Below are 20,384 nucleotides of genomic sequence, written 5' to 3' on the forward strand. Positions count from 1 at the left end.
GAGTCTTTATGAAAAAACATCTTATCGCCTGTTCTCTGCTTGCCCTGTTTGCCGCCACGGGCGCGCAGGCTGCTGACAAACTACGCATGGGCATCGTGGTGAAAATTGGCGGTATTCCGTGGTTCAACGCCATGGAAGCAGGGATTAAAAGTGAAGCAGCAAAACGCGGTATCGATGCGTGGATGGTGGGGCCGACGGCCGCAGATCCGGCGCTGCAGGTGCGCGCGATTGAAGATCTGATTGCGCAGAAGGTGGACATCATCGGCGTGGTGCCCAATGACCCGAAAGTGCTGGAGCCGGTACTGAAACGCGCACGCGAAGCCGGTATTCAGGTGATCACCCATGAGTCTCCCGGCCAGAAAGATGCCAACTGGGACTTCGAGCTGGTTGATGCGCCAACCCACGGTATTAATCATATGAAAGCGCTGGCGAAATGCATGCACGAAGAGGGCAAGTACGCCATGTACGTCGGTAGCCTGACGGTCCCACTGCATCAGGAGTGGACGGACGCAGCGCTCAACTATCAGAAACAGCACTACCCGAAAATGCAGCTGGTGACCGACAAGTTTGGCGTCGGCGAATCGCTGGATGACTCCATCCGCACCACCAATGAGCTGATGTCTAAATACCCGGATCTGAAAGGGATCATGGCGTTTGGTTCACAGGGCCCGATCGGCGCCGGCCGTGCGGTGCTGAACCGCAACAAGATTAACCAGGTGTGCGTGATTGGCGCATTTAGCCCGGGGCAAGGTGCATCGCTGGTGCAGCGCGGCGCGATTAAGGGCGGCTACATCTGGAATCCGCAAACTGCCGGCGAAGTGTTCGTGCGTATCGCCGACATGATGCAGAAAAAAGAGCCTATCACCGATGGCATGACCATCGACGGGCTCGGCAAGGTGAAAGTGGATGAGGCGACGCACACCATCCTCGGCAACAACACCGAGAGTCTCGACAAAGAGAACCTGCCAAAACTGGTGAAAATGGGGCTGTAATATGAAAGAGGTGATTCCACAGACGCTAATTGCGCTCGACAATCTGTCGAAAACATTTGGTGGCAACCGCGCACTGAGTGATATCTCGCTGACCTTGCTGGCTGGCGAAGTGCACTGTCTGGCTGGCACTAACGGCTGTGGCAAGAGCACCTTAATCAAAGTCATCTCCGGGGTGCACGCCCCGGACAGCGGCAGCCGCATTACTCTTGGCGATGGCGCGGCCTTTCCGCGTCTGACCACCCGCCAGGCGCGTGACTTCGGCATTCAGGTGATTTACCAGGATCTGTCACTGTTTCCCAATCTGAGCGTGGCCGAAAACATCGCCTTTGAGCATAACCTCAAGGGCCTGCTCGGCTGGCACCGCAAAGCGACGCTGCGCGACACCGCGCGCGGTATCATTGATGAGCTGAAGTTTGACCTCGATCTGGATGAGAAGGTCGCGGCGCTATCGATTGCGCAGCGCCAGCAGGTCGCGATTTGCCGGGCGCTGGTAGCCGATGCGCGCCTGGTAATCATGGATGAGCCCACCGCCTCACTCACGCGCACCGAAGTGAACCAGCTGCTGCGCACCGTGCGCTACCTGAAGGACAAGAACATCTGTGTGGTGTTTGTCAGCCACCGTCTGGATGAGGTGCTGGAGATCTCTGATCGGGTAACCGTTATCCGCGACGGGCGCAAAATGGGCTGCTGGGCCGCCCGCGAGATGACGCCGCACCACCTCACCGAGCTGATGACCGGCCTGAAACTCGACTACCAGCTAAAAACCCCGACCCGCAACACGGCGCGCACGCTGCTTGAAGTGGAGAGTCTCAGCCGCGCCGGGCAGTATCACGACGTCAACTTTACGCTGTACGAAGGGGAAGTGCTCGGCCTGTGCGGCCTGCTCGGCTCCGGCCGCACCGAACTGGCGCTGTCGCTGTTTGGCATGACCAAACCCGACAGCGGCAAAATCTGGCTTGATAGCAAGCCGGTGCGGTTTCGTGGCCACGAGGATGCCATCAAAGCGGGCATCGGCTACGTCTCCGAAGATCGCCTGACGCTCGGCCTGGTACAGCAGCAGTCGGTGGCCGACAACATGGTGCTGCCGATTCTCGATAAGCTGCAGAACCGCTTCCATATCATTGATGAATACCGCAAAAACAAACTGATTCTGCATTGGATTCAGCAACTTGGCGTGCGTGTGGCCGATCCTGACCTGGCCATCTCTACCCTCTCCGGCGGCAACCAGCAAAAAATTGTGCTGGCAAAATGGGTGCTGACCCAGCCGCGTATTCTGATCCTCGACTCGCCGACGGTGGGCGTGGATGTGGGCGCCAAAGCCAGCATCTATCAGCTGATCCATGAACTGGCGAAGGAGGGCTTATCGATCATTCTCATCTCCGATGAGGTGCCGGAGGTCTGGTACAACTGCGACCGCATTCTGCACTTCCGCGATGGCACCGTTCATGCCGAATACCAACCCGATACCGTTGAGCAGCAACAGCTGGCAGAGGTGATCAATGCCTGATTTTTCTCGTTTACGCCCGCACTCCAGCCAGGGCTGGCTCGCCTGGGTACTGCTGGCTTTTATCCTGTTCTTCTCTGTCGCCAGCGACCAGTTCCTGACAGTACAGAACCTGCTGGACCTGGCGGAGAGCTACGCCGTAACCGGTATTTTTGCCCTCGGCCTGTTTGTGGTGCTGGTGACCGGCGGCATCGATATCTCCTTTGCCGCCGTGGCGTCGGTGGTGCAGTACCTGATCGCCTCGCTGTTTGTGCAGTTCCAGTTCGATAACGCGCTGCTGAGCATTCTGCTGGCGATTGTTTGCGGCACGCTGTTTGGCGTGATCAACGCCCTGCTGATCACCTCGCTGCGCGTGGTGTCGATCATCATCACCATCAGCATGCAGTCGCTGCTGTTTGGTCTGCTGATGTGGGTTACCGGCGGACGCAGCCTCTACTCGCTGCCGGAGTGGTGGATCACGCTGCGCAGCGTGCTGCCGTTTGATATGCAGGGCAACAGTTTCCAGCTGGGTCTGCCGCTGGTCATCATGCTGGTGATTGCCGCACTGACCGCGCTGCTGCTGAACAAAACCAACCTTGGCCGCCAGCTCTATGCGGTGGGCGGGGATGCTGAATCGGCGCGGCGTATCGGTATTCGCGTCGGCCTGATCCACGTATTTGCCTACGGCTGGCTGGGCGCGATGGCGGCGATTGGCGGTCTGGTGCAGGTCTACCGCATGGGTGAAGTGGTGCCGAATGCGCTGGTCGGCGGCGAGCTGGACGTGCTGGCAGCTACCGTGCTGGGCGGCGCCAGCCTGATGGGTGGTAAAGGTACGGTAAGCGGCACGCTGATGGGCGTCTTCCTGATTGCCATTCTCAAGAACGGCCTCAACCTGGTCGGCGTCTCCAACTACTTCATGAACATTGTGGTGGGCGGCACGATTATGGTGGCGATTGCCGTTACCCATTACAAAAAACGTAAAGAAACTGACGTCAGTTTCGTCTGACGCAAGGAGCACTTATATGAAATCTCTCTCTGCTCTGCGCCCGGACGGCACCAATATCGGCCTGATGCTGTTGATTGCGCTGGCGCTGGCAGCCTTCACCGTCATGCTGCCGGGGCGCTTTCTCACTGACTCCACTTTTATGAGCATGGCATTTCAGCTGCCAGAGCTGGGGTTGCTGACGCTGGCCATGTTTATCGCCATCCTCAGCGGCGGCCTGAATCTGGCGATCATCGCCACCGCTAACCTGACGGCGCTGTTTATCGCCTGGACGCTGATGCACGCCCTGCCCGCCGATGCCGGCACCGGCCAGCAGCTGCTGTGGCTGTTCATCGCCATTATCGGCGCCATGCTGATCGCCGCGCTGATTGGCGTAATTACCGGCGTAATGGTAACGCGCATTGGTGCACACCCGATTCTGGTGACGCTGGCGACCATGATGACGCTGAACGGTATCGGCATCTGGCTGACCAAAGGTGCAGCCGTGAGCGGCATGCCTACCGTCGTGCAATCCCTGGGTGCTGATACGCTGCTGGGTATGCCGCTGCCGCTATGGGTCTTTCTGATTGCCGCTGCGCTGCTGGCGCTGTTCCTCGGCAAAACCCGCGCCGGTAAGTGCATTTATATGGGCGGCAGCAATATCAACGCCACCTGGTTTAGCGGCATCAACACCCATCGCATGGTGATTCTGGTGTATGTCATCTCCAGCCTGCTGTGCGTACTGGCCGGATTGATCATGATGGCGCGCTTCAACTCGGCGCGCATGGGCTACGGCGATGCATATCTGCTGCTGACCGTGCTGGCGATCATCCTCGGCGGGACCGATCCGAACGGCGGTTTCGGCCGCGTCACCGGCGTCGTGCTGGCGCTGATCGCCCTGCAAATCCTCTCTACCGGTTTCAACCTGATGAACATCAGCCAGCACGTGAGCCTGGCGATGTGGGGCGCGGTGCTGATTGTGGTGCTGGCCTTCAAACAATTTAAAAGCCGTTTTAACGAACACCGCGCCGTAAAGCTCAGCAGGCTGGCGGCGGCGCTTAAACCTCTGACCGAAAAAAAGGAAGTATGATGCGTATTCAAGTCTCCCCGTCGTTGATGTGTATGAATCTGATGGAGATTAAGCACCAGCTGGAAGTACTGGACTCCCGCGCCGACTTCCTCCATATCGATATCATGGACGGTCATTACGTTAAGAACATTACGCTGTCGCCGTTTTTTATTGAGCAGATTCGCCCGCACACCAAAGTGGCGCTCGACGTGCATTTGATGGTGGAACATCCCACTGATTTCATAGAGACGATCGCCAAAGCCGGGGCCGACTACATCTGCCCGCACGCCGAGACCATCAACCGCGATGCCTTCCGCGTGATTAACCTGATTCGCAGCTTTGGTAAAAAAGTGGGTGTGGTACTCAATCCGGCCACGCCGGTCTCTTTCATTCATCACTATATTCACCAGCTGGATAAAATCACCGTGATGACGGTGGATCCGGGCTACGCCGGTCAGCCATTTATTCCGGAGATGGTGGAAAAAGTGAAGGAGCTGAAAGCGCTGAAGCAGCAGCACGGCTACAAATACCTGATTGAGATTGACGGATCCTGCAACACCCGCACCTACAACACGCTGGTCGGCGCCGGGGCGGAAGTGCTGATCGTCGGCACTTCCGGCCTGTTCAATATTCACGATGACCTGGCGACCGCGTGGGAGATGATGCGCGACAGCATTGATGAGGCGCAGGGATTAACCCGGGTGTCCGCATGACTAAACGCTGGCTCGGTATCGACATTGGCGGCACCGGTACCCGTCTGCAGCTGATGGAGGAGGGCCGCATCTGGTCCGGTTTTCGCAAGGTGCCGACGGCCAGCTGGGCGCAACAGCCTGATGCGCTGGCGGCGCTCGGGCAGTTAATCAGCGAAACGCTGGAGCAGCAGCCGGTTAGCGGCGTGATGCTCGGCCTGCCGGGTATTCTGAGCCGCGACCGTCAGCAGGTGATCTCTTTGCCGTTTATTCAGGCGCTCGATCACCAGCCGGTTGCCACCCTGCTCAGCGCGCGGCTTGGCGTACCGGTCGCGATGGATAAAGACGTTAACCATCTGATGCTGTGGGATCTACTCCAGCTGGAGCAGCTGCCGGATAATGCGGTTGGCCTCTATCCCGGTACCGGTATGGGCAACAGTTTATGGCTGAACGGACGCTTCTACCACGGCCAGCACGGCGGCGCCGGTGAACTGGGCCATGTACCGATTGCCGGCAACGACCTGCCCTGCCCGTGCGGCAATCACGCTGCGCGGAGACGATGACCTCGGGCAACTGGCTGAGCCGCTGGGCGCAGACGCACGTGCCGGAAACCGCGATGCCAGCGCTGTTTACCCGCCACGGCGAGCACCCCGAGCTGCAGGCGTTTGTACAACGTCTGGCACGGCTGATTGCGACCGAGATGAATATTCTCGACCCGGAGTACCTGATTCTTGGCGGCGGCGTGCTGGCAATGGCGGATTTCCCGCTGGCGCAGCTGCGCAGCCAGATTCAGCAGCACTTACGGCCGCCCGCCACCCGCGACGGTCTGAAGATTATCTTTAGCCAGTCTACCGATCACACCGGCTGTCGCGGTGCCTGCCTGGCCGCTGAACGGCTGTTCAGGAGCGCATGATGAAAGGAAAAGTGTGTGTGTTTGGATCGTTCAATCTCGATATCGTGGCGGTAATGAGCCGTTTTCCGATGCCGGGTGAATCGCTGACCGCGCAGCACAGCATGATGGGTCCGGGCGGGAAAGGCGCCAATCAGGCCACCGCCGCGCTGCGTGCCGGCGCGCGCGTGCACTACATTGGTAAAGTGGGCAATGATGACTTCGGTACCTTTGCGCGTCGACATCTGGAGAAGACCGGTTTCGATGCGATTACGCTCTTCACCTGCAAAGAGAAGCCCACCGGGAATGCCCTGATTTACGTCGCCGGGAATGATGCAGAGAACATGATCTCGGTTTATCCCGGGGCGAACACCACGGTGACCGCCGCTGAAGTGACGCGCTGCCAGCCCACCGTCGCGGCGGCCGATATTTTGCTGGTACAGCTGGAGAACAACCTCAGCGCGATTCAGCGCATGATTGATAACGCGCGGGCGGGCGGAACCTTTGTGATTCTGAATCCGGCGCCGTGGCAGAGAGTGAGCGATACCCTGCTGGCAAAGGTGGATTTACTGACGCCGAACAGCACGGAAGCGATGCAGCTTACCGGTGTGAGCGTGACGGATTTTGCCAGCGCGCAAAAAGCGGCAGCGGTACTGCACCGCAAAGGCGCACGTCAGGTCATTATTACATTGGGCATGGCGGGGGCGCTGCTCTCAACGGAACAGCAGCAGTTGCGTATCCCCCTGTTTCCGGCCCAGCCGCTGGATACCACCGGCGCGGGTGATGCCTTCAACGGCGCGCTGGCAGCACGGCTGGCCTCTGGCGATGATCTGCCGCAGGCCGCGCTGTTCGCTTCAGCATTTGCTTCGCTGTGCGTTGAGCGTTCGGGTGCGGCGAATTCGATGCCGTCGTACGCCGAAGCGCTGACGCGTCTGCAGGCGCATCCTGAGTGCGTGCCTGAGCCTTTAGCCGTTTGCGTGTAACGGTGCGCATGAATGCGCGCCCTACAACGTCCGGAATGGCGGTATGCATGCGCCCCGTAATAATAATATTTATGCACGCCCCGCCCTATCCGTAGGGTCGGCATTCATGCCGACCAGGTTAATCAGGCTGTTAACCAACCCGCCAGCTGCGCATACTGCAGCAGCATAATGGCTTTGCCATCGCGGATGCGGCCATCTTTCACCATCGCCAGCGCCTGCGGGAACGGCAGCTCCAGCACGCTGATCTCTTCATCTTCTACGCCGCCACCGTCGTTCTTACGCTGAGCATCGCTATACTCGGCCGCAAAGAAATGAACAATCTCCGTCACGCCGCCGGGCGACATATAGGCCTCAAACAGCTTCTCAACTTTTCCCACCTGATAGCCGGTCTCTTCAACCGCTTCTTTACGGATGCAATCTTCCGGCGTGTCGTTGTCGAGCAATCCGGCGCAGGTCTCAATCAGCTCGCCGCTGGCGTTGCCGTTAACATAGGTGGCGATGCGGAACTGGCGAATCAGCACAACGCTGTTTTTTTCGCGGTTGTAGAGCAAGATGGTGGCCCCGTTGCCGCGATCGTAGACTTCGCGTTTGTGGCGCACGATGTCGCCATTGCTGCGGGTTAGCTCGTAGGTGAAGTTGCGCAGGGTAAAGTAATTATCCGACAGTAACTTATCTTTGATGATAGTGATCTTTAACGACATGACCGCTCCACTGCGTAAATGAGGGAGCCAGGAATAATAGGCCGAAGCGGCGGGGAAAACTATCTGAATTGTGAAGCGGGTCGGCAATTATGCCGACCCTGGTACAGGTATCGCTCGCCTGCCAATCAAAAACCGTTGGGCTGGTCTTTCATATCCGGCAGATGGTGCGCAATCCCTTTATGGCAATCGATACAGGTTTTACCCTCATCGACCGCCTTTTTATGCATCTTGCCGGCCACGGTTTTCTGCGCGGTGAAATCCATATAATCGAAGTTGTGGCAGTTACGACACTCCTGCGAATTGTTGTTTTTCATCCTGCGCCACTCATTCTGCGCCAGTTCAATGCGCGTCTCTTCAAACTTCTTCGGCGTATCAATCAGACCAAAAATCTTGGCGTAAACCTCTTTGCTTGCCTGCAGTTTACGCAGCATCTTTGGGCCCCACTCATGCGGCACGTGACAATCCGGACAGGTGGCGCGCACGCCGCTGCGGTTGTTGTAGTGCACCGTCTGCATGTACTCCTGATAGACGTTGTTGCGCATCTCATGGCAGCCGATACAGAACTGCTCGCGGTTGGTCATCTCCATCGCGGTGTTAAAACCACCCCAGAAAATAATGCCGCCGGCAAAGCCCAGAATCAGCAGCGTTCCCAGCGCCAGACGGCTGGGACGCCGCCACCAGCGCCAGATACGTAAGAGTTTCTCTTTCATCGCGCCCCTCACTTACCAAAGCCGTTTGCCGGTTTAAAGGTGTTTTCCACCACCGGTTTGGCATCGGTTTGCACCACGTGACACTGCAGGCAGAAGTAGCGACGCGGTGAAACGGTGCTGCTCACCAGACCGTCACGATCGGTGAAGTGCGTGGGGCTGACGCGCGGTGCGCCGGTAGTGAGATAGCTCTGCGTGCCGTGACACTGCAGGCAGCGATTGATGTTTTTCGTCACCTGATAGCCATCCACGCTGTGCGGAATCACCGGCGGCTGGTTCACGTAGTTCAGCGGCTGACGGCTCTGCTCTTTCGGTTGATGGATGGTGCCCTGCTGCGTCGCGGTCACCTCCGGCGACTGATTGAGATCGACGCCGTTACCGGCGTATACCACGCCGCCCAGCATCAGGGCGGCAACGGTTATAAGGGTGATTAAGCGTTTCATTGCATCCTGCCTTAAATTTTAACCAGCTTAACGGCGCATTTTTTGTAATCGGTCTGCTTCGACAGCGGATCGGTTGCGTCCAGCGTGACATTGTTCGCCAGCACGCCCGCATCGAAGAACGGCATAAACACCAGCCTTTCGGCGGCTGGTTGCGACCGCGCGTCTCAATGGTGGCGATGGTTTCACCGCGGCGTGATACCACGCGCACTTTCTCGCCACGGCGGAAGCCACGATCTTTGGCATCCAGCGGATGGATATACAGCAGTGCCTGCGGAACAGCGCGATGCAGCTCCGGTACGCGCCGCGTCAGGGTGCCGGTGTGCCAGTGCTCCAGCACGCGACCGGTGCAGAACCACAGGTCATACTCTGCATCCGGCGCCTCTGCCGGTGGCTCATATGGCAGCGCGAAGATAGTCGCTTTGCCGTCTGCTTTGCCGTAAAAACGCACGCCCTCACCCGCCTTCACATAGCTGTCGTAGCCTTCGCGGTAGCGCCAGCGCGTCTCTTTGCCGTCCACCACCGGCCAGCGCAGGCCGCGCGCCTGATGGTAGGCGTCGAACGGCGCGAGATCGTGACCGTGGCCGCGACCAAAGCTGGCGTACTCTTCAAACAGCCCTTTCTGGATGTAGAAGCCAAACTCACGCGCTTCATCGTTCAGCTGGTCGTCCGCCACTTCGCTTAGCGGGAACTGATTTACCTGACCATTGGCATACAGCACGTCATACAGGGTTTTCTCTTTCAGCTCCGGATGCTGCGCAATCAGCGCCTGCGGCCAGACATCGGCCACGCGGAAGCGTTTTGAGAAGGTCACCAACTGCCACAGGTCAGATTTGGCCTCGCCCGGCGCTTTCACCTGCTGATGCCAGAACTGTGTACGGCGCTCGGCGTTGCCGTAGGCGCCCTCTTTCTCAATCCACATGGCGGTTGGCAGAATCAGGTCCGCCGACAGTGCGCTAACGGTGGGGTAAGGATCGGATACCACGATAAAGTTGCGCGCATCGCGCCAGCCTGGCATACGCTCCTGCGTCAGGTTCGGGCCGGCCTGCATGTTGTTGTTGCACATCACCCAGTAGGCGTTCAGCGTGCCATCTTTCAGCGCCCGATCCTGCGCCACGGCGTGCAGGCCCACTTTGGCCGGTACCGTGCCCGCTGGCAGCTTCCACAGTTTCTCTGCGGTGGCGCGGTGTTTATCGTTGGTCACCACCATGTCGGCTGGCAAACGGTGAGAGAAAGTGCCCACTTCACGTGCCGTACCGCAGGCCGATGGCTGGCCGGTCAGCGAGAAAGGCCCGGTGCCCGGACGGGAGATTTTGCCGGTGAGCAGGTGCAGGTTGTAGCACAGGTTATTGGCCCACACGCCGCGCGTATGCTGATTGAAACCCATGGTCCAGTAGGAGACCACCTTGATGTCAGGATTGGCATAGAGCTCCGCCAGCGCGATCAGCTGATCCTGCTCAACGCCGCTCATGGCGCTGGCTTTCTCAACTGTGTACTCCGCAACAAACTTCGCGTACTCATCAAAGCTGATCGGCGTTGATTCGCCGCTGTCCGGATTCTTCGCGGACGCCTGGCGCGGATCGGTCGGACGCAGGCCGTAGCCGATATCGGTTACGCCTTTGTGCAGCGTGACGTGATTTTGCAGGAAGGTTTTATCAACTTTGTTGTTCTGGATGATGTAATTGGCGATGAAGTTAAGGATCGCCAGATCGCTCTGCGGCGTGAACACCATGCCATTGTCCGCCAGCTCAAAACTGCGGTGGCGGTAAGTGGAGAGCACCGCCACTTTGACGTTGTCGCTGCTCAGGCGACGTGCCGTGACGCGTGACCAGAGAATCGGGTGCATCTCCGCCATGTTGGAGCCCCACAGCACAAATGCATCGGCCTGCTCGATATCGTCATAGCAGCCCATCGGTTCATCCATGCCGAAAGTACGCATGAAACCCACTACCGCCGATGCCATGCAGTGACGCGCATTTGGATCCAGATTGTTAGTGCGGAAGCCCGCTTTCATCAGCTTGGAGGCCGCATAGCCCTCCCATACCGTCCACTGACCGGAGCCGAACATCCCGACGGAATCCGGGCCGTTGGCTTTCAGCGCGGCTTTGAACTTCTCCTCCATGATATCGAACGCCTGATCCCAGCTCACCGGGGTGAACTCGCCGTTCTTATCAAATTTACCGTTGGTCATGCGCAACAGCGGCTGCGTCAGACGATCTTTCCCGTACATGATCTTCGGCAGAAAATAGCCTTTGATACAGTTGAGGCCCCGGTTCACCTCGGCCTGCGGATCGCCCTGCGAGGCCACTACGCGCCCATCCTGGGTACCGACGAGCACGCCGCAGCCGGTTCCGCAGAAGCGGCACGGCGCTTTCTCCCAGCGAATCGGTGCCGCCAGTGAGCCGGCCGCTTGGGTGACGGTAGGAATGGTTAATCCGGCAGCCGTTGCAGCAGCAGCCGCCGCATTGGCCTTCATAAAATCACGACGACTTAAGTTCATGACGCTTCCTTACAAGGTTCTTCAATTTCATCCTGCTGGTGATAAACCAGCGATACCGCCAGCACATCCGGGATGTTGCGGGTGGCTTCAATATTTTTCAGCAGCGCAGCGCTGTCAGCAGCGCCCAGCGTCACGGCCAGCGTGCCGCGTGCCGCGTCTTCAGCGGCGATATCGCTCTCGGGAAAGGCCAGCAGCGCCTGTTTTACGGCCGGGATCGACGCCGGACGCGCCTGAATCACCAGGCCACACACGTGCCAGCTTTCGTTATGGTTCATGATGTAATCCTGTGGCTGAGACCGGGCACGGCGCGATACAGGCGCCGCAGCCGGTGCAGTGCTGCGGAAGGGTTTCTGGCTGTGCTATGCCGTTTGGCATCAAATGGAAACGGATGGCCTGCTGTTCACAGCTCTCCTGACAGCTGCGACAGCTCACACCGGCAAAGGTGATGCAGCGGCTGTCGATGCGGATGCGCTGCGTAAATGGCTGGCTTTCACGCGCGTGGAACAGCGGCTGGGGGCAGGCCCCGACGCAGGCGGCACAAAACGTGCACTCGCCCTGCAAAAAATTGAGCTGCGGTGGTTCGCCTGCGCTCAGCGTAATGATGCCGGTTTCGCAGGCATCAACGCAGCGCGCGCAGCCGTCGCAGCCGCGATCCCCCCGCCACCAGGGCAAAGCTACGCCGCCGGCAGGCATAACGCGCTGGCCGGTAAAGAGTTCACGTCGCGACAGCGCCATCAGCTCACCTCAATGCGGGGAATAGATCGATGGCGCGTAAAATAACCTGACGTTATTAAGGGCTATATCACCCGAAAGGCGTAATTGCCGACGCCGGATCAAGGGAAAGGTAAATGAAATAAAAACGGGGGCCGAATGGCCCCCGCAGATGAGAATGGCTGCGATTAACGCGAGCTATCTTCCGCCAGTTTGCGTGATGCATCATCCTGATCGTCATGATGATGGTCGTGCTCTTTCAGCGCTTCGGCCTGCACGCGCTTGCGCACGCCAAACCAGCCCAGCACCAGCAGCACGGCGATCAACGGAATAGAGGCGATGGTGTAGGTTCCGTTCGGATAGTCAAACGCCATCAGCACCAGCACGCTGACCAGGAACAGCAGCGTCAGCCAGGAGGTAAACGGTGCCCACGGCAGCTTAAAGCCGACATCTTCCGCCTTGCCCTCTTTAATCGCTTTGCGCAGACGCATCTGACACACCACGATAAAGCCCCATGACGAGATGATGCCCAACGACGCCACGTTCAGCACGATCTCAAATACCTGCGACGGCACATAGTAGTTGAGCACCACGCCCACCACATAGACGGCAATGGTGACCAGAATACCGGCGTACGGCACCTGCTGTTTGCTCATCTTCGACATGAACTGGGGTGCAGAGCCGCCCATCGACATGGAGCGCAGAATACGGCCGGTTGAGTAGAGGCCCGAGTTGAGGCTCGACAGTGCGGCGCTCAGCACCACAATGTTCATGATGCTGCCGACATACGGCACGCCCAGCTTCGAGAAGAAGGTCACAAACGGACTCTGTCCTGCCTGATAGGCGTTCCACGGCAGCAGCAGCACCAGCAGCACCACTGAACCAACATAGAACAGGCCGATACGCCAGATCACGCTGTTGATGGCTTTAGGCAGCATGGTTTTCGGGTCTTTACATTCGCCTGCCGCCGTACCCACCAGCTCAATCGAGGCGAACGCAAAGACGACCCCCTGTACCAGTACCAGCGCCGGCAGCAGACCGTGCGGGAACAGGCCACCGTTGTCGGTGATCAGGTGGAAGCCTGTGGTATTGCCATCCAGCGGCTTACCGCTGCCGAGGAACACCACGCCGACGATGAGGAAGATGACAATCGCCAGTACCTTAACCAGCGCAAACCAGAACTCCATCTCGGCGAACCACTTCACGCCGATCATGTTCATGGTGCCGACAATCGCCAGCGCGCCGAGGGCAAACACCCACTGCGGCACATCGCCAAACGCGCCCCAGTAGTGCATATAGAGCGCTACCGCGGTGATATCCACGATCCCGGTCATTGCCCAGTTAACGAAGTACATCCAGCCCGCCACGTATGACGCTTTTTCCCCAAGGAATTCACGCGCATAAGAGACAAAGCTGCCGCTGGAGGGACGGTGTAACACCAGTTCACCCAGCGCACGGAGAATAAAGAAGGAGAAGATACCGCATACCAGATAAACCAGTGCCAGTGCCGGACCGGCCATTTGCAGACGCGCGCCGGCGCCTAAAAATAGCCCTGTACCAATAGCACCGCCGATAGCGATCATTTGTACCTGACGGTTACCCATAGCTTTGTGGTAACCGGTGTCGTGAGAGTTAAGCCAGCGCCTTCTCGCAGCACGCTGTTCGGCTGGAGTTTTTTTAGTAGATTTCATAGCTTTCCTGTTTGTCCTGACCATCAATCACCGTGTAACCAATCGATTGCGCCCGACGGTGCGAAATGGGGTAAAACCCACTGCCCACGCGGCAGAACGATGTCGCGCGGCGAACCGGGAAATTACGGCGATGAATCCTACCCGTTCTGCATGAACGAAGCAAAATATACTGGCTGGCTGCACGGGATGATTTGTAATAATCCATCGCGACGCACAAAAAAACCGGCCAACAGGGTGGCCGGTAAAAGAGAGGGCTACAGGAAAATTTTACTCAGAGGGTAATACAGGGCTTAACGGTAAATCTCAGCGCTGCCGCTCCACATGCTGGAATCGCCTGGATTCTGTACGCCAATCACGCGATAGTGGCTGGCGCCCTGCTCTTCCGCTTTTTGCGACAGATGGCGGGTGGCATCGTCCAGCGAACCGCGTACGCCGCTAATAGTGACGGTACCGGCGCTTTGCAGATTTTGCGCTTCGCGCTCACTAAGCGGTGACGCGGCAAACGTGGTAAAACTTGCAGTAGCAAGCAGTGCAGCACTCATAATGGCATAGCGTGTCTTCATCAGATGCTCCTGTTCTTGCGGGATAAAAGCCGTTTACGCCTTAAAGTATTCATGAAAGCGTGCAAACCAGGCTGCGCCTGCGGTAAAGGCGTTCAATAAATCGCCAGTAAAGCGCAAAAAGTCCAGGGAACCGTAAAGAGATATGGATTTCTCTGCGAAAAGTAACCTGATGTGACGATTTCAGGCTCGCCGTAACTCTGCGGCTGGCTTATAATCCCCCGCTCTTTTAAGGGTTATTGCCGTGATAGTAAAACGTCCTGTTACCCGCACCATGGCCCGGGCCCTCAGCGTTGTCGTGTTACTTTCGTTGCTGACCACCGGACTGGCGCTGCTAACGCTCTCAAGCAGTCTGCGCGACGCCGAAGCGGTAAATGTCGCCGGTTCACTGCGCATGCAAATCTATCGCCTGGCGTGGGACAGCACGCGCGATCCGCAGCAGCTGGCGCAACACATGCAGGACTACCAGCAGACGCTGGAATCGCCCGCGCTGCGGCATCTGGAACATTTTTGGGTACCGGCGGAAGTGACCAGCCGCTATCGCTATCTGCGCGATAGCTGGCCGCGATTGCAGCAAACTCTGCAGCCGGGTCATGCGCAGGTTTATCAGCAGCGGGTAGCGAGCTACGTCAGCGAGATAGACCGCTTTGTGCTCGCGGTGCAGCACTACGCTGAGCTGAAAATGCATCTGGTGGCTGCCAGCAGTCTGTTTGGCCTGCTGGCGATTGTCGCGCTGGCCCTGTGGACCATCCGCTTTATTCGCCGCAATGTAGTGCGCCCGCTGGATGCGTTGGTGACAGCCAGTCAGTATATCGAGCAGGCCAATTTTAATTTTCCGGCTCTGCCGGTTGCGCAGCCCACTGAACTCGGCGTGCTGGCGCAGGCCTTTACCACCATGGCAGAGCGACTGCACTCGCACTATCGCCTGCTGGAGCTGGCGGTACGCAATAAAACAGAAGATTTAACCCAGGCCAACCGCACGCTGTCGCTGCTCTATGAGAGTTCGCAGGTGCTGACCAGCAGCCCGCTCAATCCGGAACTGTTTCAGGGGTTGCTGCGGCTGGTACAGCGGCGTGAAGCGCTGGTGGTGCTAAAAATCGTTAGTGACGAGATGAGCTTTCAGGCTGGCGTGGCCGAAGAAACGCTGAGCTGGCAGCGTCTGCCGCTGCAGCAGGAAGATCAGCGCCTTGGCGAGCTCTGCTGGCAAACGCGACGCATGCCGCCAGCCGACGAGCTGATGCAGAGCCTGGCGAATATGCTGGCACGCGCCGTATGGATCTGGCAAACGCAGAAGCAGTATCAGCAGATGATGTTAATCGAAGAGCGCGCAACCATCGCCCGCGAACTGCACGATTCGCTGGCGCAGTCGCTATCATTCTTACGCATTCAGCTAACGCTGCTGCGCCGCAACGTCGATGACAGCCAGCCACAGGCTCAGGCGATCATCGCCGATTTTGACCGGGCGCTGGCGGAGGCGTATCAGCAGCTGCGCGAACTGCTTACTACGTTCCGTCTGACCATTGAACAGGCCGATCTGGCGCAGGCGATGCAGGCGATGATCGCCCCCCTGCAGGAGCAGTCGCAGGCGGTCATTACATTCGACTACCAGCCGGGCCTGCAAACGCTGGATGCACAGCAGCAGGTACATGTGCTGCAAATTGCCCGCGAGGCGCTGCTCAACGCGATTCGTCATGCACAGGCGCAGCAGATTCAGATTTGCTATCAACGTGTCGCTGATGAGGAGCACGTGCTCACTATTGACGATGATGGCTGTGGCATCCGCAGCGTGGAAGAGCCGCCGGGCCACTACGGCCTGACGATTATGGCCGAGCGCGCCGCGCGCCTGTCCGGCACGCTGATGATTACGCCTCAGACGCAGGGTACGCGCGTCACACTGCGCTTTCCTGCCCGCCCCGCACACCGGCTGGCTTAACGCACTACACGACTACATGGACCGATGACTGGAGAATCTATGGCTCACCCTTCCCTGACAATCATGATCGTTGACGATCATCCGCTGATGCGCCGTGGCATCCGCCAGCTGCTGGCGCTGGAGCCGCGGCTGGAAGTGGTCGCCGAGGCCAATAACGGCACCGAGGCGCTGGCCGAAGCCCGCCGTCTGGCGCCCGATGTCATTCTGCTTGATCTCAATATGAAAGGCATGTCCGGTCTCGATACGCTGAAAGCGCTGCGCCATGAGGGCATTGCGGCACGCATTCTGGTGCTTACCGTCTCCGACGCGCGCAGTGACATCTACGCGATGGTAGATGCCGGTGCAGATGGCTATCTGCTTAAAGATAGCGAGCCGGAGTGTCTGCTGGCGCAGGTGATGCGCGGCGCGCTGGGCGAGAGCGTGTTCAGTGACGTGGTGGCAGAGTATCTGGCTATCCGCCAGCCCAGCGCCAACCCCTTCAAACAGCTGACAGAACGGGAGCTGGATGTGCTGCAGGAGGTGGCGCGCGGGCTCTCCAATAAAGAGATCGCCGCCACGCTGCATATCTCTGAAGAGACGGTAAAAGTGCATATCCGCAATCTGTTGCGTAAACTCGACGTACGCTCCCGCGTGGCGGCTACCGTGCTATGGCTGGAGAGCCGCCATGTGTAGCAGTGCACATAAAACTGCCGTGAGATTTACACTTTCTCCATAATTTATCCACGATTCTCTAATTTGCGCCGCGTAGAGTAGACAGCAGCAGGAGTTTTCAGGATCGCCCCTTGCACTCCGCCAGCGTGAAGCCGCCCGCGCCTCACGCTTCTTCTATAAAAAGTAAAATAATACGCAGCTGAGGAGTGTCGGTTTCATGTCGAACTTTTTTATCGACCGCCCCATTTTTGCCTGGGTGCTGGCTATTTTGCTGTGCTTGTGCGGCACGCTGGCCATCATTGCGCTGCCGGTTGAGCAATATCCTGACCTTGCGCCACCCAATGTGCGCATCACCGCCAACTATCCGGGCGCCTCGGCGCAGACGCTGGAAAACACCGTTACGCAAGTTATCGAACAGAACATGACCGGCATCGATAACCTGATGTACATGTCCTCTAACAGCAGCAACACCGGTCAGGCGCAGATTACCCTTACGTTTACCGCCGGTACCAATCCGGATGAAGCCCGTCAGCAGGTGCAGAACCAGCTGCAAAGTGCGCTGCGCAAACTGCCGGCCGCGGTGCAGTCACAAGGGGTCACGGTGAACAAAACCGGTGACAGCAACATCCTGATGATCGCCTTCGTCTCCACCGATGGCAGCATGGATAAACAGGATATTTCGGACTATGTCGCCAGTAATATTCAGGACCCGCTCAGCCGTATTGATGGCGTCGGACAGGTGGATGCCTACGGTTCGCAGTATGCGATGCGCATCTGGCTCGATCCCAATAAGCTGATTAACTATGCGCTGACCACGGATGATGTGGTGAGCGCAATTGAAGCGCAAAACACGCAGGTCGCGGTGGGCCAGGTTGGCGGTCTGCCTGCAGTGGATAAGCAGGCGCTTAACGCCACGGTAAATGCGCAATCTATGCTGCAGACGCCGGAGCAGTTTCGCGCCATTACGTTGAGAACCAATACCGACGGCTCGGTTGTGACGCTGGGCGACGTGGCGGATATCGCCATGGGCGCAGAGAAGTATGACTATCTCAGCCGTTACAATGGTCAGCCGGCGTCCGGTCTTGGTATCAAGCTGGCTTCCGGCGCGAACGAAATGAACACCGATAAGCTGGTACGCGCGCGCGTGGAGGAGCTCTCCCGCTACTTCCCGCACGGGCTGGAAGCCAAAGTGGCGTTCGAAACCACCCCGTTCGTTAAAGCCTCAATTAAAGACGTAGTGAAAACCCTGCTGGAAGCGATCCTGCTGGTGTTCCTGGTGATGTACCTGTTCCTGCAAAACTTCCGGGCAACGCTGATTCCAACCATTGCCGTCCCGGTGGTGCTGCTTGGTACTTTTGCCGTGCTGTATGCCTGCGGCTTCAGTATTAACACGCTCACCATGTTCGCCATGGTGCTGGCGATTGGGCTACTGGTTGATGACGCTATCGTCGTGGTAGAGAACGTCGAGCGCATCATGAGCGAGGAGGGTTTGTCACCGCGCGCGGCCACGCGCAAATCAATGGGGCAGATTCAGGGCGCGTTAGTCGGGATTGCCCTGGTGCTGTCGGCGGTTTTTGTACCGATGGCGTTCTTTGGCGGCACCGTCGGCGCTATCTATCGTCAGTTTTCCATTACCATCGTTTCGGCGATGGTGCTGTCGGTACTGGTCGCCATGGTTCTGACGCCCGCGCTGTGCGCCACCCTGCTCAAACCGCTGCAGCAGGGTGAACACCATGGTCGCCGGGGTTTCTTCGGCTGGTTTAACCGCACCTTTAACAGCAGCGCTGACCGTTACGAGCGTGGCGTGGCGCGCATTCTGGTAAAGGGCGGCCGCTGGTTGCTGATCTATCTCGCTATTATTGGCCTGATGGCGTTTCTGTTTATCCGCCTGCCCACCTCGTTTCTGCCGCTGGAGGATCGCGGCGTATTCCTGACGCAGGTGCAGCTGCCGCCGGGCTCCACGCTGCAGCAGACGTCGCGCGTGGTAGCGAAAGTGGAGAACTACTACCTGACGGAGGAGAAAGAGAACGTGCTGTCAGTGTTCTCCACTATCGGGGCAGGTCCGGGCGGGAACGGGCAGAACGTGGCGCGCCTGTTTGTGCGGTTAAAGGATTGGGAGGCGCGCCCCGGCAGCGATCGCACGTCGTTCGCCATTATTGACCGCGCAACCAAAGCCTTTCAGAAGATCAATGAGGCGCGTGTTATCGCCAGCAGCCCGCCCGCCATTACCGGCATGGGCAGCTCGTCCGGTTTTGATATGGAGCTGCAGGATCACGGCGGCATCGGGCACACGCAGCTGATGGCGATGCGCGACAAGCTGCTGGCGCTGGCGGAGAGCAATCCGGCGCTGTCACGCGTGCGTCACAACGGGCTCGACGACAGCCCGCAGCTGCAAATTGATGTCGACCAGCGTAAAGCGCAGGCGCTGGGCGTCTCGCTGGATACCCTTAATGACACCCTGACGACCGCGTGGGGCTCAACCTATGTTAATGATTTCCTCGATCGCGGCCGCGTGAAGAAAGTGTACGTGCAGGCCGCGCCAGAATTCCGCATGTTGCCGGGTGATATCAATAAATGGTACGTGCGTAACAGCAGCGGCGGCATGGTGCCCTTCTCGGCGTTTGCCACCAGCCGCTGGGAGACCGGTTCACCACGTCTTGAGCGCTACAACGGTTACTCTTCGCTGGAGATCGTGGGCGAAGCCGCGAATGGCGTCAGCAGCGGCACAGCCATGGATGTGATGGAGAAACTGGTGGGCCAGCTGCCGCTCGGCGTCGGCTTCCAGTGGACCGGCGCTCCTATCAGGAGCGGCTCTCCGGTTCACAGGCTCCGGCGCTGTACGCCATTTCGCTACTGGTGGTGTTCCTGTGTCTCGCCGCCCTGTATGAGAGCTGGTCAATTCCGTTCTCCGTGATGCTGGTGGTGCCGCTTGGGGTGTTTGGCGCGCTGGTCGCGACCTGGCTGCGCGGGCTGGAGAACGATGTCTATTTCCAGGTGGGGTTATTAACCGTCATTGGTCTTTCGGCCAAAAACGCAATATTGATTGTGGAGTTTGCCAACGAAATCAACAGCAAAGGACGTGAACTGCTGGAATCAACGCTGGAGGCATCGCGCCAGCGCCTGCGTCCGATTCTGATGACCTCACTGGCCTTTATCTTTGGCGTACTGCCGATGGCGATCAGCAGCGGCGCCGGCTCCGGCAGCCAGCACGCAGTGGGTACCGGCGTAATGGGCGGGATGATTTCGGCCACGGTGCTGGCAATTTTCTTTGTGCCGCTGTTCTTTGTGCTGGTGCGGCGTCGCTTCCCGCTGCGGGAGAAGCCGAAGGATTAGCGTCAATAAAAAGCCGCCAGGGGTGACCGTGGCGGCTTTATTGTTGCACCTTCTGACCAAAAAGAGGCCG

Annotated in this window: 15 protein-coding genes and 3 pseudogenes; 10 read left to right on the forward strand and 8 right to left on the reverse strand. The window is 58.4% G+C overall.

What is annotated here, in order from left to right:
• The first annotated feature begins 8 nt into the window (after positions 1 to 8).
• The 7 genes and pseudogenes from HA48_RS04775 (at position 9) to HA48_RS04805 (ending at position 7,087) form a co-directional block, all read left to right on the forward strand.
• A complete protein-coding gene (locus HA48_RS04775; RefSeq protein ID WP_128600010.1) occupies positions 9 to 992 on the forward strand; it encodes a substrate-binding domain-containing protein in 984 nt (327 codons plus the stop codon).
• A 1-nt stretch (position 993) separates the two neighbouring features.
• Positions 994 to 2,499, forward strand: coding sequence for a sugar ABC transporter ATP-binding protein (locus HA48_RS04780; RefSeq protein WP_128600011.1), 1,506 nt, complete (start codon positions 994 to 996; stop codon positions 2,497 to 2,499).
• Entirely contained in the window at positions 2,492 to 3,481 is a 990-nt protein-coding gene (locus tag HA48_RS04785) for an ABC transporter permease (protein ID WP_128600012.1), read from the forward strand. Before HA48_RS04780 ends, HA48_RS04785 begins: the two co-directional genes overlap by 8 nt.
• 16 nt (positions 3,482 to 3,497) lie before the next feature.
• Complete coding sequence (locus HA48_RS04790; protein WP_128600013.1) at positions 3,498 to 4,547, forward strand: ABC transporter permease; 1,050 nt, start codon at positions 3,498 to 3,500, stop codon at positions 4,545 to 4,547.
• Entirely contained in the window at positions 4,547 to 5,239 is a 693-nt protein-coding gene (gene alsE, locus HA48_RS04795; RefSeq protein WP_128600014.1) for a D-allulose 6-phosphate 3-epimerase, read from the forward strand. The genes HA48_RS04790 and alsE overlap by 1 nt, the downstream gene beginning before the upstream one ends.
• Positions 5,236 to 6,128: pseudogene (gene alsK, locus HA48_RS04800) on the forward strand (allose kinase). Before alsE ends, alsK begins: the two are co-directional and overlap by 4 nt.
• Positions 6,128 to 7,087 carry a ribokinase gene (locus tag HA48_RS04805; RefSeq protein WP_128600015.1) on the forward strand — a complete coding sequence of 320 codons (960 nt, stop codon included), beginning with the start codon at positions 6,128 to 6,130 and terminating at the stop codon, positions 7,085 to 7,087. Before alsK ends, HA48_RS04805 begins: the two are co-directional and overlap by 1 nt.
• Before the next feature lie 122 nt (positions 7,088 to 7,209).
• Here the strand turns inward: HA48_RS04805 and nudK are convergent, their stop codons facing one another.
• From nudK to HA48_RS04845, 8 genes and pseudogenes are all read right to left on the reverse strand, one after another.
• Positions 7,210 to 7,788, reverse strand: a complete 579-nt coding sequence (nudK, locus tag HA48_RS04810; protein WP_128600016.1) for a GDP-mannose pyrophosphatase NudK — start codon at positions 7,786 to 7,788, stop codon at positions 7,210 to 7,212.
• Positions 7,789 to 7,913: 125 nt separating this feature from the next.
• Positions 7,914 to 8,498 (reverse strand): cytochrome c-type protein NapC, encoded by a 585-nt coding sequence (napC, locus tag HA48_RS04815; protein WP_128600017.1) that lies wholly within the window; start codon positions 8,496 to 8,498, stop codon positions 7,914 to 7,916.
• Positions 8,499 to 8,506: 8 nt separating this feature from the next.
• Positions 8,507 to 8,938, reverse strand: a complete 432-nt coding sequence (napB, locus tag HA48_RS04820) for a nitrate reductase cytochrome c-type subunit (RefSeq protein ID WP_128600018.1) — start codon at positions 8,936 to 8,938, stop codon at positions 8,507 to 8,509.
• Between the two features lie 11 nt (positions 8,939 to 8,949).
• A pseudogene (napA, locus tag HA48_RS04825) lies at positions 8,950 to 11,435 on the reverse strand (nitrate reductase catalytic subunit NapA).
• Positions 11,432 to 11,710 carry a chaperone NapD gene (locus HA48_RS04830; RefSeq protein ID WP_128600019.1) on the reverse strand — a complete coding sequence of 93 codons (279 nt, stop codon included), beginning with the start codon at positions 11,708 to 11,710 and terminating at the stop codon, positions 11,432 to 11,434. Before HA48_RS04830 ends, napA begins: the two are co-directional and overlap by 4 nt.
• Positions 11,700 to 12,170 (reverse strand): ferredoxin-type protein NapF, encoded by a 471-nt coding sequence (gene napF, locus HA48_RS04835; protein ID WP_128600020.1) that lies wholly within the window; start codon positions 12,168 to 12,170, stop codon positions 11,700 to 11,702. The genes HA48_RS04830 and napF overlap by 11 nt, the downstream gene beginning before the upstream one ends.
• 164 nt (positions 12,171 to 12,334) lie before the next feature.
• Entirely contained in the window at positions 12,335 to 13,837 is a 1,503-nt protein-coding gene (gene ansP, locus HA48_RS04840; RefSeq protein ID WP_128600021.1) for an L-asparagine permease, read from the reverse strand.
• A gap of 290 nt (positions 13,838 to 14,127) precedes the next feature.
• Entirely contained in the window at positions 14,128 to 14,400 is a 273-nt protein-coding gene (locus HA48_RS04845) for a YdgH/BhsA/McbA-like domain containing protein (RefSeq protein ID WP_128600022.1), read from the reverse strand.
• Between the two features lie 241 nt (positions 14,401 to 14,641).
• Between HA48_RS04845 and narQ the strand changes: the two genes are divergently transcribed.
• From narQ to acrD, 3 genes and pseudogenes are all read left to right on the forward strand, one after another.
• Positions 14,642 to 16,330 carry a nitrate/nitrite two-component system sensor histidine kinase NarQ gene (narQ, locus tag HA48_RS04850; protein ID WP_128600023.1) on the forward strand — a complete coding sequence of 563 codons (1,689 nt, stop codon included), beginning with the start codon at positions 14,642 to 14,644 and terminating at the stop codon, positions 16,328 to 16,330.
• 39 nt (positions 16,331 to 16,369) lie between these two features.
• Entirely contained in the window at positions 16,370 to 17,002 is a 633-nt protein-coding gene (locus tag HA48_RS04855; protein ID WP_128600024.1) for a response regulator, read from the forward strand.
• A gap of 196 nt (positions 17,003 to 17,198) precedes the next feature.
• Positions 17,199 to 20,314: pseudogene (acrD, locus tag HA48_RS04860) on the forward strand (multidrug efflux RND transporter permease AcrD).
• Positions 20,315 to 20,384: the final 70 nt, after the last annotated feature.

The sequence above is a fragment of the Pantoea wallisii genome (assembly GCF_002095485.1).
GTDB classification, from domain to species: Bacteria; Pseudomonadota; Gammaproteobacteria; order Enterobacterales; family Enterobacteriaceae; genus Pantoea; species Pantoea wallisii.

Coding starts and splice junctions, on each gene's coding strand:
- HA48_RS04775 (WP_128600010.1), top strand. CDS start 9: ATGAAAAAACATCTTATCGCCTGTTCTCTGCTTGCCCTGTTTGCCGCC.
- HA48_RS04780 (WP_128600011.1), top strand. CDS start 994: ATGAAAGAGGTGATTCCACAGACGCTAATTGCGCTCGACAATCTGTCG.
- HA48_RS04785 (WP_128600012.1), top strand. CDS start 2,492: ATGCCTGATTTTTCTCGTTTACGCCCGCACTCCAGCCAGGGCTGGCTC.
- HA48_RS04790 (WP_128600013.1), top strand. CDS start 3,498: ATGAAATCTCTCTCTGCTCTGCGCCCGGACGGCACCAATATCGGCCTG.
- alsE (WP_128600014.1), top strand. CDS start 4,547: ATGCGTATTCAAGTCTCCCCGTCGTTGATGTGTATGAATCTGATGGAG.
- HA48_RS04805 (WP_128600015.1), top strand. CDS start 6,128: ATGAAAGGAAAAGTGTGTGTGTTTGGATCGTTCAATCTCGATATCGTG.
- nudK (WP_128600016.1), bottom strand. CDS start 7,788: ATGTCGTTAAAGATCACTATCATCAAAGATAAGTTACTGTCGGATAAT.
- napC (WP_128600017.1), bottom strand. CDS start 8,498: ATGAAAGAGAAACTCTTACGTATCTGGCGCTGGTGGCGGCGTCCCAGC.
- napB (WP_128600018.1), bottom strand. CDS start 8,938: ATGAAACGCTTAATCACCCTTATAACCGTTGCCGCCCTGATGCTGGGC.
- HA48_RS04830 (WP_128600019.1), bottom strand. CDS start 11,710: ATGAACCATAACGAAAGCTGGCACGTGTGTGGCCTGGTGATTCAGGCG.
- napF (WP_128600020.1), bottom strand. CDS start 12,170: ATGGCGCTGTCGCGACGTGAACTCTTTACCGGCCAGCGCGTTATGCCT.
- ansP (WP_128600021.1), bottom strand. CDS start 13,837: ATGAAATCTACTAAAAAAACTCCAGCCGAACAGCGTGCTGCGAGAAGG.
- HA48_RS04845 (WP_128600022.1), bottom strand. CDS start 14,400: ATGAAGACACGCTATGCCATTATGAGTGCTGCACTGCTTGCTACTGCA.
- HA48_RS04855 (WP_128600024.1), top strand. CDS start 16,370: ATGGCTCACCCTTCCCTGACAATCATGATCGTTGACGATCATCCGCTG.